Origin of the sequence: Saonia flava (assembly GCF_011927795.1) — a bacterium.
GTDB classification, from domain to species: domain Bacteria; phylum Bacteroidota; class Bacteroidia; order Flavobacteriales; family Flavobacteriaceae; genus Saonia; species Saonia flava.
The window spans coordinates 1,113,866-1,126,606 of the sequence record NZ_JAATJJ010000001.1 but is presented as its reverse complement, the minus strand read 5'-3'; the positions used below and the strand labels follow the sequence as shown (position 1 = coordinate 1,126,606).

General features: G+C 37.1%; 10 protein-coding genes. 7 read left to right on the top strand and 3 right to left on the bottom strand.

Annotated elements, in window-relative coordinates; all coding sequences use genetic code 11:
• The first annotated feature begins 87 nt into the window (after positions 1-87).
• A complete protein-coding gene (locus tag GGR42_RS04865; RefSeq protein WP_167961404.1) occupies positions 88-1,458 on the top strand; it encodes a pyridoxal phosphate-dependent decarboxylase family protein in 1,371 nt (456 codons plus the stop codon).
• On the opposite strand, the gene GGR42_RS04860 is transcribed toward GGR42_RS04865, so the two are convergent.
• Positions 1,455-2,180, bottom strand: a complete 726-nt coding sequence (locus GGR42_RS04860; protein WP_167961402.1) for an SIMPL domain-containing protein — start codon at positions 2,178-2,180, stop codon at positions 1,455-1,457. The genes GGR42_RS04865 and GGR42_RS04860 overlap by 4 nt on opposite strands.
• A 97-nt stretch (positions 2,181-2,277) precedes the next feature.
• On the opposite strand from GGR42_RS04860, the gene guaA reads away from it, so the two are divergent.
• Genes guaA through GGR42_RS04845 form a run of 3 tightly spaced genes read left to right on the top strand, consistent with a single transcriptional unit; the run spans position 2,278 to position 6,521 of the window.
• Positions 2,278-3,807: a glutamine-hydrolyzing GMP synthase gene (gene guaA / locus GGR42_RS04855; protein ID WP_167961400.1), complete on the top strand. Its 1,530-nt coding sequence runs from the start codon at positions 2,278-2,280 to the stop codon at positions 3,805-3,807.
• Between the two features lie 5 nt (positions 3,808-3,812).
• A complete protein-coding gene (locus tag GGR42_RS04850; RefSeq protein WP_245201394.1) occupies positions 3,813-5,966 on the top strand; it encodes a LysM peptidoglycan-binding domain-containing protein in 2,154 nt (717 codons plus the stop codon).
• 27 nt (positions 5,967-5,993) lie between these two features.
• Positions 5,994-6,521 carry a DUF922 domain-containing protein gene (locus GGR42_RS04845; RefSeq protein ID WP_167961396.1) on the top strand — a complete coding sequence of 176 codons (528 nt, stop codon included), beginning with the start codon at positions 5,994-5,996 and terminating at the stop codon, positions 6,519-6,521.
• A 105-nt stretch (positions 6,522-6,626) separates the two neighbouring features.
• Here GGR42_RS04845 and GGR42_RS04840 read toward each other — a convergent pair whose 3' ends face one another.
• Together GGR42_RS04840 and GGR42_RS04835 are read right to left on the bottom strand one after the other, a co-directional pair.
• On the bottom strand, positions 6,627-7,232 hold the full coding sequence (locus GGR42_RS04840; protein ID WP_245201393.1) for a DUF6624 domain-containing protein: 606 nt from the start codon (positions 7,230-7,232) through the stop codon (positions 6,627-6,629).
• 150 nt (positions 7,233-7,382) lie between these two features.
• Positions 7,383-8,252 carry a hydroxypyruvate isomerase family protein gene (locus GGR42_RS04835; RefSeq protein ID WP_167961392.1) on the bottom strand — a complete coding sequence of 290 codons (870 nt, stop codon included), beginning with the start codon at positions 8,250-8,252 and terminating at the stop codon, positions 7,383-7,385.
• A gap of 47 nt (positions 8,253-8,299) precedes the next feature.
• Here GGR42_RS04835 and GGR42_RS04830 point away from each other — a divergent pair, with 47 nt between their 5' ends.
• The 3 genes from GGR42_RS04830 to yidC all read left to right on the top strand — a co-directional run bounded on the left by GGR42_RS04830 (position 8,300) and on the right by yidC (position 12,160).
• The gene (locus GGR42_RS04830) at positions 8,300-8,542 is read left to right on the top strand and encodes a DUF3820 family protein (protein WP_167961390.1); all 243 of its coding nucleotides are present in this window, start codon (positions 8,300-8,302) and stop codon (positions 8,540-8,542) included.
• Positions 8,543-8,591: 49 nt separating this feature from the next.
• The gene (locus GGR42_RS04825) at positions 8,592-10,226 is read left to right on the top strand and encodes a CTP synthase (protein ID WP_167961387.1); all 1,635 of its coding nucleotides are present in this window, start codon (positions 8,592-8,594) and stop codon (positions 10,224-10,226) included.
• 77 nt (positions 10,227-10,303) lie between these two features.
• Positions 10,304-12,160: a membrane protein insertase YidC gene (gene yidC / locus GGR42_RS04820; protein WP_167961385.1), complete on the top strand. Its 1,857-nt coding sequence runs from the start codon at positions 10,304-10,306 to the stop codon at positions 12,158-12,160.
• Positions 12,161-12,741: the final 581 nt, after the last annotated feature.

The window sequence follows — 12,741 nt, the reverse complement described above, 5'->3', positions numbered from 1 at the left end:
TAATGTGAAACAAATACTTACAGTTGAATTACTGTTTTTCTTTCACACATTTTCCAAAACTGTACCTTTGCAAAAACAATTTTTTAAATGCACAACATAGATATAGATTTGGTGGAAATGACCTTGGATGTCATGAAGTATGCCATCCATAGAATAACGGCTACCTCTCTGGAGTTAGGCCAACCAAAGAAAGAAGAAGAATTAAGGAAATTGGTGGGTGAAACCGTTACTTCTGAGGGTATTGGAGGTGAAAAGGCATTTCAATTGTTTAAAGATGTTTTGGTAAAGGCAACGGTACCCATAGACCACCCAAGGCATTTGGCATTTGTGTCAGCTGCGCCAACGAGGGCGTCCATAATGTTTGATTTGGTGACTTCAGCCTCCAGTATTCATGGAGCTTATTGGATGGAGGGTGCTGGTGGAATTTTTTGTGAGAATGAGGCTATGAAGTGGTTGGTGTCTCTTACTGGTTTGCCAAAAGGTGCTTTTGGGGTTTTCACCAGTGGGGGTACTGCTGCCAATTTATCTGCAATGGTAACCGCACGGGAAAACTGGAGAAAGAATAAAGATAATGTTGGTGTGCGTGGTTTGGTCATTACTTCTGTGGGGGCGCATTCTTCAATAAAAGCGATGGCAAAAGTCATAGATGCCGATATTCTGCTTGTGGAAACCGAGAATAGATTGTCTAAAGAAGACTTGCAGAGAACAATAAATTCACTTCAAAAAGAAGATAGAAAAAGATTATTTGCTGTTGTTGGTACAGGAGGTACCACCAATGCTGGGATTATTGATGATTTAGAGGGGGTAGCCAGTATTTGTGAAAAAGAAAATCTTTGGTTCCACATTGATGCTGCTTATGGTGGTGGAGCTTTGGCTGCGGATTCTGTAAGACACCTTTTTAGAGGAATAGAGAAAGCAGACAGCATTACGATTGATCCGCACAAATGGTTGTTTTCTCCCTATGATTGTGGAGCAGTAATTTACAAAAACCCGGAAAGGGCCAAAGATGCCCATGCCCAGGAAGGTTCCTACTTGGATATCTTTAAAGATGAAGGAGCAGTTGGTTTTAATCCATCCGATTATCAAATACAGTTGACAAGAAGGGTTAGGGGGCTTCCTTTATGGTTTTCATTGGCTATGCATGGTACCGATAAATATAAGTGGGCAGTGGAACAAGGGATACAATTGGCCCAAATTGCGGGAGAGATTATCAATGAAGAACCCCATGTGGAATTGGTTAGGGAGCCCAGTCTGTCCTGTGTTTTATATAGAAGAAAGGGATGGTCCCCACAGGAATATAAGGATTGGACCTATAAAAACCACAAAGCAGGATTTGCATTGGTAACGCCCACCAAATGGAAAAAAGGCACGGAATACGAAACCGTGGCCCGTTTTTGTTTTATTAATCCAGATACCACAAAAGAAGATATAAAAGCAATTTTGGATTCCATGAATTAATTGGCATTATATTCCAAGCGCATGGTTATGGATGCTGTTTTGTTTTTTGAAACTGTATTGTAAGCACCTCCCCATGAATAATCTTCGCCAGAATTTTGTCCTGTAATTTGGAAAACACCCATTTTGGCTGAAATTAAATTTCCCAAGCTGCCTCCTGCATTTTCAGCAATTTTTTCGGCTCGGATACGAGCATCTTCTGTGGCTTTGGATATCATTTCTATTTTTAGGTCGGCCAATTTGGTGTAGTAATATCTTGGTGGGGATGAGTTAAATTGGACTCCTTTGTTCAAAAGCTCTGTAATTTCCCTAGATACCTCTTCGATCATCGCAACATCTGTTGACTCTATTTGTATGGATTGTGTAAGTTGGTACCCCCTAAAAATGCTACCCACATAATTACCATTGTCATATTTATTGTCTCTTTGCTCTATGGTCTGGACGGAATTGAATATGATGTTTTTTTCATCAATTCCTTTTGAAACCAAATACTCTTTTACAATTTCCTTTTCTTCGTTCAACCTTTCAAAAGCCAGATTTAATACTTGGTTGTTGGCAGAAAACCTTCCTTCCCAAACAATTAGATCCGAAGTGAAATTTTCGTTACCGAGACCTGTTACTGAAATTACCCTTGGTGGTTGGGCTCTTTTAACATAGGCATTACCCAGAAAGTATGCAGCAAGTATTATGGCAATACCAAAAATGATGGCTGAAAGATGTTTCATTTTATTGATTTATTACTTGTTATCAAGTAGTGAATAATATCCTATAAATATACCTAAAAGATGCTTTCTAAAATAGTTCAAATTGCTATTTTTGCGCATGCAAAACAAGGTTTTAATTCTAGACTTCGGTTCTCAGTTTACACAATTGATTGGCCGTAGAGTAAGGGAACTCAATATTTATTCGGAAATTCATCCTTATAACAAACCACCAAAAAACATATTGGATTTCAAGGCAATAATCTTATCTGGTAGTCCATTATCGGTCAGAGGAGATGATGTTGCCCATCCCGAGCTGGATGAAATCAAGGGCAAAAAACCCATTTTGGCCATTTGTTATGGAGCACAGTATTTGGCACATTTTGGTGGTGGTAGTGTATCTCCTTCCAATACAAGGGAATATGGAAGAGCTAATTTGAGTTATATCAAAGAAAATGAACTTTTTGACCATATTTCCGAAGGCTCCCAAGTTTGGATGAGTCATAGCGATACCATTAAGGAATTACCAACTGGTGCCACTATGCTTGCCAGTACACCCGATGTTGAAAATGCTGCTTTTAAGATAGAGGGAGAGCAAACGTATGCTATTCAGTTTCACCCAGAAGTATATCATTCTAAAGATGGGAAACAATTATTGGAGAATTTTTTGGTGCATATTTCAGGTTTGGAGCAGACATGGACACCAGATTCTTTTGTGGAAACCACAGTTTTGGCCCTAAAAGAAAAGTTAGGAGATGATCGTGTAATTTTGGGGCTTTCCGGTGGTGTGGATTCCAGTGTGGCCGCCATGCTCTTGCACAAGGCCATTGGCAAAAACCTACATTGTATTTTTGTGAACAACGGTCTATTGAGAAAAAATGAGTTCCATGATGTGCTGGAACAGTACGAAGGAATGGGGCTCAATGTAAAGGGAGTAGATGCTTCGGCACGCTTTTTGGACGAATTGGCAGGAGAGAGCGATCCAGAGAAGAAACGCAAGATTATTGGTCGTGTATTTATAGAGGTTTTTGATGACGAGGCGCATTTGGTAGAAAATGCAAAATGGTTGGCACAAGGAACAATATATCCTGATGTAATTGAGTCGGTTTCTGTTACAGGGGGCCCTTCTGCAACCATAAAAAGCCACCATAATGTGGGAGGATTGCCAGATTTTATGAAATTAAAAGTGGTAGAGCCATTAAAAATGTTGTTTAAAGATGAGGTGCGAAGAGTGGGTGCCAGTATGGACATGGAAAAATCCATTTTAGGCCGCCATCCCTTTCCAGGACCTGGATTGGCAATAAGAATTCTTGGGGATATTACCGCCGAAAAAGTGCGTATTTTGCAAGAAGTGGACGCCGTTTTTATTAACGGATTAAAAGAATGGGGACTTTATGATAAAGTTTGGCAGGCCGGAGCTATGCTTTTACCCGTAAATAGTGTGGGGGTTATGGGAGACGAGCGTACTTATGAAAAATGCGTAGCTTTAAGAGCTGTGGAAAGTACGGATGGCATGACAGCCGATTGGGTTAATTTACCCTATGAGTTTTTACAGAAAACCTCGAATGAAATAATAAATAAAGTAAGGGGCGTTAATAGAGTAGTATACGATATTAGCTCTAAACCGCCTGCCACAATAGAATGGGAATAATAACTATGAGAAAAATGCCTTATAAATTAGTATGGATAGTAACGTTGCTTTTGCTTTTTAGCATTCATGTTTCGGCACAACAGAACCCTATACATAAAGTAAAGGAAGGGGAAACATTGGAGAATATAGCTAAGAAATACAAGGTAACACCCTATAATATTCTTTCCTTTAATAAAGAAATTAAGCAGGGACAGACCCTCTTGCCCAATACTATTTTGGTCATTCCGTTGAACCCCAATGCAACCAATGAAGAAGTTTCGGGAGATGCCAAAACGGAGGAAGTGGTTGTAGTACAACAGGAACCTATTGGTTTTACCACTCATAAAGTTCGAAAAAGAGAAACACTTTTTGGTATTGCACAGCGGTATGATGTTACCCAAGAAGATATTAAAAAGTACAATAAAGAGCTCTATTCTATTCAACTTAAAAAAGGAATGCGTTTGCAGATTCCAAAATTTCCGGAAGTTGTTCTAACAGAAGAAGAGTTATTAAATCAACAGGGTTTTGAGGTTTATACGGTGCAACCCAAGGAAACTAGATGGAGTATTGCCCACCGATATGGTATTACCATAGATAGTATGTTGGTATTAAACCCTCAATTGTCCAAGGCAAATGATAATTTGGCGGAAGGGCAGCAATTAAAGCTCCCCAGACCCGAAGGGGTGCCAGAACAAGTGGTGCAACTTTATCAATCTTATACCGTGCCGGCCAAGCAAACATTTTACAGTCTGGAAAAAGAGTTTGGAGTAACTTCGGCAGAATTAATGAAATTAAACCCTGAAATAGGGGAGAGAGGTGGACTTAAAGAAGGGATGGTTCTACGTATTCCGCAAAAAAAGGTGTCTACTGCAGTAGTTAATACGGACAACTATATTTTTTATGAAGTAAAACCAAAACAGACCGAATATTCATTAACGCGGAATTTGGATGTAACTTATAGGGATCTTTTGGACCTGAACCCAGAATTGATCAATGGTCTTAAAGCAGGAATGATATTAAAACTTCCCAAAGACAAAACAGGGGATTTGGAGGTAAAGAACTCTTTGATTTTGGATAAAATAAATCTGTTGGACAGTATTAATACAATGAACAGGCCAAAATTGCTGGTTTTGCTACCTTTTAGATTGGACCGGATTGATATTAATGACAAGGATAAGGCTACAAAGATTTTATCAAAGGACAGGATTTCCAAATCCGTTTTGGGATTGTATTCCGGGACATTGGTCGCTTTGGACTCTATTAAAAAATTGGGAATATCAGTTGATGTAAAAGTTTTTGATACAGAATTGAGCTTGAACAAATCGAAAGAAATTTTGTTAAAAGAGAATTTAATGGGTGTAAGTGCTATAATTGGTCCATTAAACCCACACTCATTAAAGGAAGTAGCCGTACAGGCATCAAATTATCAAATACCTGTTATCTCTCCTATTGCATCCGAAAGTGATATCAGCCTTAGCAATGTATTCTTTTCCAAACCAGCGGATAGTATTTTACGCGACCGTATGATTTCTTATGTGGAGAATAAAAGGACAGATGAGAACATTATTGTAATATACGGGGTGTCCCATGAAGCTTCTAAAAATAAAATTTTACAGCACTTTCCCTTGGCCAGTTCTATTGAGATAAGTGAATCTGAAAAGAATATCTCCTTGGATATAGATAAGTTTAAAACGTTTTTGTCAGAGGAAAAGGAGAATTGGGTCTTTGTTGAAACCGATAATTTTAAAGTAGTGTCCAGTGTTATTTCGATTTTGAATTCAACAAATACAGAGGAGTCCAAGATAAGGGTATTCACAACAGATTATAACAGTGCCTTTGAGAACAATGTGATTTCCAATACACATCTTTCCAATCTTAATTTTTGCTACCCTTCTGTATATAGAAATGCTCCAAACGATTCTTTTGTAAAAATGTATAGAAAGAGGTTTGGTTCCACTCCGGATCAATATGCTACTAGAGGTTTTGACCTTGCCTATGACTTATTGTTAAAACTTGCCTATAAGAACAACTTATTTGAAGTATCCAGCGTTATTGGAGAAACTGAGTATACAGGAAATAAATTTAATTATAGCAAGGATTTGGCTTCGGGATATTTTAATACCTCGTCTTATATTATGAAATATGAGGATATGTGGGTAAAGGAAGTGAAACCTGAATAAATCTGTAGAGTTTCTGTATTGCAAAATATGGGTATTTTGAAGAAAATAGTACTACTTGTCTTATTAAGTACATCATTAAGTTCTTATTGCCAAATATTGGATACCATCCCTTGGGCCAAGGGAAGGGGATTAACATGGAAGGATTTTAGGGCCAAGCCCAAAGTAGGTTCAAATGCCGCAGCAGTTACTGCTAGTGGAATTACCTATAGTTTTTCAAGTTTGGCAAGGGGAAGCGAAGTTGAGGTTGAATTTAAAGTGAACACTTTTTTCTATCCAGATAAATCATGGTACAAAAAAGAAGTTTGTGATGATATTATTTTAAGTCATGAGCAGTTACATTTTGATATATCGGAACTCTTTGCCAGAAAGTTTAAAAAGCGTTTAAACGAGCTTACGTTTACGCTAAAGATAAAGGAAGAAGTACGAACGATTTATAAGGACATTCTAAAGGAACTAAGCGACTTTCAGGAACTGTATGATTGGGAAACCAATTTCTCCAGAGATACTGAAAAGCAGTTGGAATGGAATAAGAAAGTGGCTGAGCTTTTGGAGTAAATAACTGTTTTAAGAAGTTGGTCTAGGATGCTTTTTTACCTTAATCTGCAGTTATTAAATGGGATTTCCACATGGGTGATCAAACACATCTCTTGCTGTTTGCTTTTATTCTGTTTTATATAGTTTAGGTTCCATGACCCCTTTTTTAGAGTAATGTTCTTTATTCATTTCAAAATTCATTTTGGCCATATCGTTTAAATAGTTTTCCAACGGTTCAAGACCAATTTCTTTTCTCCTTTTATTGACATTTATACTATCACCAAGATTTTTTGGAAAAGCTTGACAAACTTCCATATTGTAGCTAACTTGAGTTCCATAAACTTGGGCTTGACCGGTATTCAATTTTACTCGATCAACCAAAAGCCCATAGTTTCGGGAATCAGTATTTCCTTTATCAACCTCTACTTTCATTTTCTTTAATACTTCTTTCTGAAATTCTGGGTTATGATCCGAATGTTGAACCATTACCCAGAAATTTGAAGATCCTTCTTTCCCAACCACATCATAACCAACAAATCCAAATTCATTAAAAACTTCTTCAATCCTTTTTTGATGAGTGGTAAAAACACTATCCTTAAATGATTGCCATTCAGATTCAGTCATTTCTTTATACTCACCTTGAGGTATGTAAGCGGCAATTTGATCTACTTCTGCCATTCTTTTGAGTTCATCAGCTAAATCTTGATTGAATTCTTTTTTTTCACCTCTCATTTTTTGGCCAGATGTATTCTCTCGGCAGCTGACGATTAAAAGCCCAATAATCAATATTTTGACGATTGTTTGCATTTGATATTCTTCAAATTACGGGTAAATGGGGTTTTTAAGAAGTAGTGTGTTTATATGGGCATTTTAAAGGTGCTATTACACATCACAAATAGTGATCCCTTGTTTTAGGGCAGCAATCTTATCTTCCCATGTGGGGATAAATTCTTGTGCCACGTGTCCTTTAAAACCAGTCTCTATTATAGCTTTCATTATCGCAGGGTAGTACAATTCTTGGGTTTCATCAATCTCATGTCTCCCAGGATTGCCACCGGTATGATAGTGACCATAATATTGGTGATATTCTTGTATGTTTCTAATAACATCCCCTTCCATAATTTGCATATGGTAAATATCATATAATAGTTTAAAATTGTCGGAACCCAACCTTCTACAGAGTTCTATGCCCCATAAACTATTGTCGCACATATAGTCTTTATGGTCTACTTTGGAATTCAATAATTCCATTTGTAGCACCACACCGTGCTCTTCTGCAAGTGGAACTATTTGTTTTAGACCTTCGACACAGTTATGTAGGCCAACAAGGTCGTTCATGCCATTTCGGTTTCCACTAAAACAAATAAGGTTGGTGTATCCAGCTTCTGCAACCCTAGGAATCATTTGTTTGTAATCTGCAATCAGCTCTTCATGTAATTTTGGGTCGTTCCAGCCCTCTAAAATGCCTTTTCCAGCCCCCCAGCACATGGAGGCATGAATATTGTACTTCTTCATTAAAGGCCATTCTTCTGGCCCAACTAGGTCAATTGCTTTTATTCCCAGCGTATTAAAATGTTGAAGTAATTCTTCAAAAGGAATATCGTTGTAACACCAACGACATGCACTGTGATTGATATTATTTTTTAATTCGGTTTCATTTATTGTGGTAATTTCGGCCCCTGAGGCAGTTTTGCAAGCCATAACCCCAACAGATGCAGCGGCAGCGGATGTGATAAAATTTCTACGTTTCATTAGATGGTAAAATTGATTTCACTAAAGATATCTTTTTAAATTTAAAAATGGAAATACAACCAGATAAACAAAAACTAATTGAGTTGGCACATTACAAAATGCCCTTTGGAAAATTTAAGGGGCGTTATTTGGTAGATTTGCCAGAACCTTACTTGGTTTGGTTTAAACAAGAAGGATTCCCAGCAGGCAAATTAGGTAACTTACTGGAAGCCATGCTGGAAATTAAAATTAATGGATTAGAGCCTTTAATTAGAAAAATTCGGAAAGATTTCCCTGTAGATTCCCCTTAATTTATTCTGGCAATGTGTATCTTTACACCCCGTAACAGGATAACTAAATATGTCACAAACAAAGTACATTTTCGTTACGGGAGGCGTAACATCCTCTTTGGGAAAAGGAATTATTGCCGCATCCTTGGCTAAATTACTACAAGCCAGGGGATATAAAACTACCATTCAAAAATTAGATCCATATATAAATGTAGACCCTGGAACATTGAACCCTTACGAGCATGGTGAATGTTATGTTACGGATGATGGTGCGGAAACAGATTTGGATTTAGGTCATTATGAGCGTTTTTTAAACGTAAGAACTTCACAGGCCAATAATGTAACAACAGGAAGAATTTACCAAAGTGTAATCGAAAAGGAGCGAAGAGGAGAATTTTTGGGCAAAACAGTTCAGGTTGTACCCCATATCACCAATGAGATTAAGGAACGGGTTCAGATTTTGGGGAAAAGTGGAGAATATGATATTGTTATCACCGAAATTGGCGGAACTGTTGGGGATATAGAATCCTTACCTTATATAGAAGCGGTAAGACAATTGCTTTGGGAATTAGGAGATAACAATGGTATTGTCATTCATCTTACCTTGGTTCCATATTTATCCGCTGCTGGCGAACTAAAAACAAAACCCACACAACACTCTGTTAAAACATTGATGGAAAGTGGTATAAAGGCAGACATTCTTGTTTGTAGAACAGAACATGAGATTTCAGATGATATTAAGGAAAAGCTAGCTTTGTTCTGTAATGTTAAAAAGGAAGCGGTTATACAATCCATAGATGCTTCTACCATTTATGATGTGCCTATTTTAATGCAGGAAGAAGGTTTAGATACCGTAGCTCTTGAAAAACTAAAACTTTCTGATGATATGGTTCCAGATTTGACCAATTGGAATCAATTTTTGGATAGACATAAAAATCCAAAGAACGAAGTTACCATTGGGCTTATTGGAAAATATGTAGAATTACAAGATTCCTATAAGTCTATTTTGGAATCCTTTATACATGCGGGAGCCACTAATGAGGTGAAAGTGAATGTAAAGTCTATTCACTCTGAATATATCACTAGAGGTTTTGAAAATAAAATGAAAGGTCTAGATGGTATTCTTGTTGCTCCGGGATTTGGTGAGCGAGGTATAGAGGGAAAAATAAAAGCGGTACAATATGCTAGGGAAAACAAAATCCCTTTTTTAGGAATCTGTTTGGGCATGCAAATGGCCGTGATAGAAAGCGCAAGAAATGTATTGGGTCTTGCCAAAGCAAATTCTACTGAGATGGACGAGAACAGTCCACATCCTGTTATTAATTTAATGGAAGAGCAGAAGACGGTTGTCAATAAAGGGGGTACTATGCGATTGGGGGCATGGGATTGTGAATTGGCAAAAGGAAGCTTGGCACAAGAGGTTTACCATGGAGCGACTGATATATCAGAAAGACATCGCCATCGTTATGAATTTAACAATGCTTATAAGGACCAACTAGAGTCATCCGGGCTTATTGCTTCTGGTATAAACAAAGAAACAGGCTTGGTAGAAATAGTAGAATTGCCTTCACACCCTTGGTTCATTGGAGTGCAATATCACCCAGAATATAAGAGTACAGTTGCCAATCCACACCCTCTTTTTGTGGGGTTTGTACAAGCTGCTTTAAAACACAAAAAGCAACAAACTAATGCCAGTTTGGCATAAAATGCACAATTGGGCATATATTTGCAAACTGAAAGGCAGAAATTTACCACAAGTAAAATAAACTAGAGCTTATTTAAATGGAAGAAAAGAAACTGGATATAAATTCTATAATTGGATTTGTATTGATTTTTGGGATACTCATCTTTATGTTTTACCAAAATCAACCAACACCAGAGGAAATAGAGGCTAAGAAAGCCGAAATTGAGCAAGTTGAGGCAGAAGCTAAAGCTTTAGAAACCAATAAGAATGCCACTACAACAACTGCTCCAGTTGTAAACCTACAAGATTCAACTACAGTTGCAAACTATAAGAGTTCATTGGGCGCTTTTGGATTCACAAATCCCGTCGAAGGCACCACTATATTGGAGAATGATTTGGTGTATTTGGAAATTAGCAATAAAGGAGGGCAGATAGTTGAGGCTAAGATGAAGAATTTTGTCACCTATGACTCAGTTCCCGTGTATCTTATCAAAGACGGTAATGCTACTTTTGGGCTTAATTTTTCCACATCTGATAATAGGGTGCTACATACCAAGGACATGTTTTTTGAGCCTTCTATGGCGAAAAATGGGGATAACCAAGTGCTGTCAATGAAAGCCAAGGTTTCTGAAAATCAATTTTTGGAATACAGGTATGAAATGAAACCCGATGATTACTTGGTGGATTTTACTATACGTTCCCAAGGATTGAACGGGGTCATCAATGCAGGCCAGCCTGTGAATTTGGAATGGGATGTTAAAGGTATTCGCCACAATAAAAGTGTACAGTATGAAAATAGATATACTCGTTTAACCTATAACCATGATGATGGTAAAATAAGCAAACTCTCTGAGGGTAGCGATGATGAGGAAACCGAGACGGATGTTAAATGGCTATCCTATAGACAACACTTTTTTAGTTCTATTTTGGCTACCAAAACTCTTTTTGCATCTGCTGATTTAAGCTCTATAAACCTTGTAGAGCAAGAAGATAAAACCTTAGGGTTCACAAAAGAATATAGCTCTAAAGTACAATTGGACATGGATGGTGGTGAACTTTCACAAAATATGAATTGGTATTATGGACCAACAGATGTAAAAGTACTGTCACAATACAAGGAATTAGGTCTTGTGGATTCCATTCCATTTGGATGGGGCATCTTTGGTTGGATCAATAGATATCTGTTTACACCTTTATACACTTTCTTAAGTTCATTCCTGCCTTATGGTATTGCAATTGTTGTGATGACCATTTTGATAAGGTTGCTCATGTCTCCATTGACCTATAAGTCTTATTTGTCTCAGGCAAAAATGAAAGTATTAAAGCCAGAGATTTCAGAAATCAATGAAAAGTACAAGGACAATGCCATGAAGAGGCAACAGGAAACTATGAAATTGAACCGCAAAGCGGGGGTGAACCCTATGAGCGGGTGTATGCCCGCATTGTTACAAATGCCCGTTTTCTATGCCTTGTTTATGTTCTTCCCCACATCATTTGCTTTAAGGCAAAAATCATTTTTATGGGCAGAAGACCTTTCATCCTATGATGTTGTTGCACAATTGCCTTTCAATATTCCATTTTATGGGGACCATGTGAGTTTGTTTCCTATTTTGGCGTCAATAGCGATTTTCTTTTATATGATGATGACCACAGGCCAGAATATGCCACAACAGCCAGGTATGCCGAACATGAAATTCATTATGTACCTATCGCCACTCTTTATGCTGATTTTCTTTAACAACTATGCAAGTGGATTAAGTTTGTACTATTTTGTATCTAATTTGATTACCATTGGAATAATGTTGGTTATCAAGAAGTTTATTCTTGACGATGATAAAATCCATGCCCAAATACAAGAGAATAAAAAGAAACCTAAAAAAGAAAATAAGTTTCAAGCAAAAATGCGAGAGATGATGGAGCAGGCGGAAGCTCAAAAGAAAACAGGAAAGAAATAATCTCTTTTAAACACCATAGATTATTTAGGTAATAAAAAACCCCGGCCATATGGTTCGGGGTTTTTATCACCAACTAGGTTTAGTTTGGAAAGATTTGGGATTTCAAAGATGTGACACCCATTCGGATAAATAAAATAAGAGTTGTATAAATAAGAAAACTATCTATAAAACCATCTTAAATTGATGTTTGAAAAAAATGTGTGTTGTCTTTGTAGGAAAAAAAATAAACCAACTTAAATTTATACTCCTTTGTTTTTTATAATGGGGATATTGTGAACTGTTTTTTGGAAAGTGGAAATAGCCAAATTTGGCAATAAAATTTTGTCTATTATATAGACTACACCACTTATAATCTAAAAACCAAAAAGCCGTTTTGTGCCTAAACTCTCTTAATTAAGTTTTAAGGATAGCCCTATTGTGTTGATTAAATGTGTTTTAATGCAACAACATTAATAATATAGTATGAAAAGGTCATAAAATGATAGAGGTTTAATTTGATTTTTTTTGCAAGGGGTACTAAAGTAAGTTTATTGATATATAAATTTAGGTGAGCTTTTTTAGGTGAGCTTTGGGGCATCAAC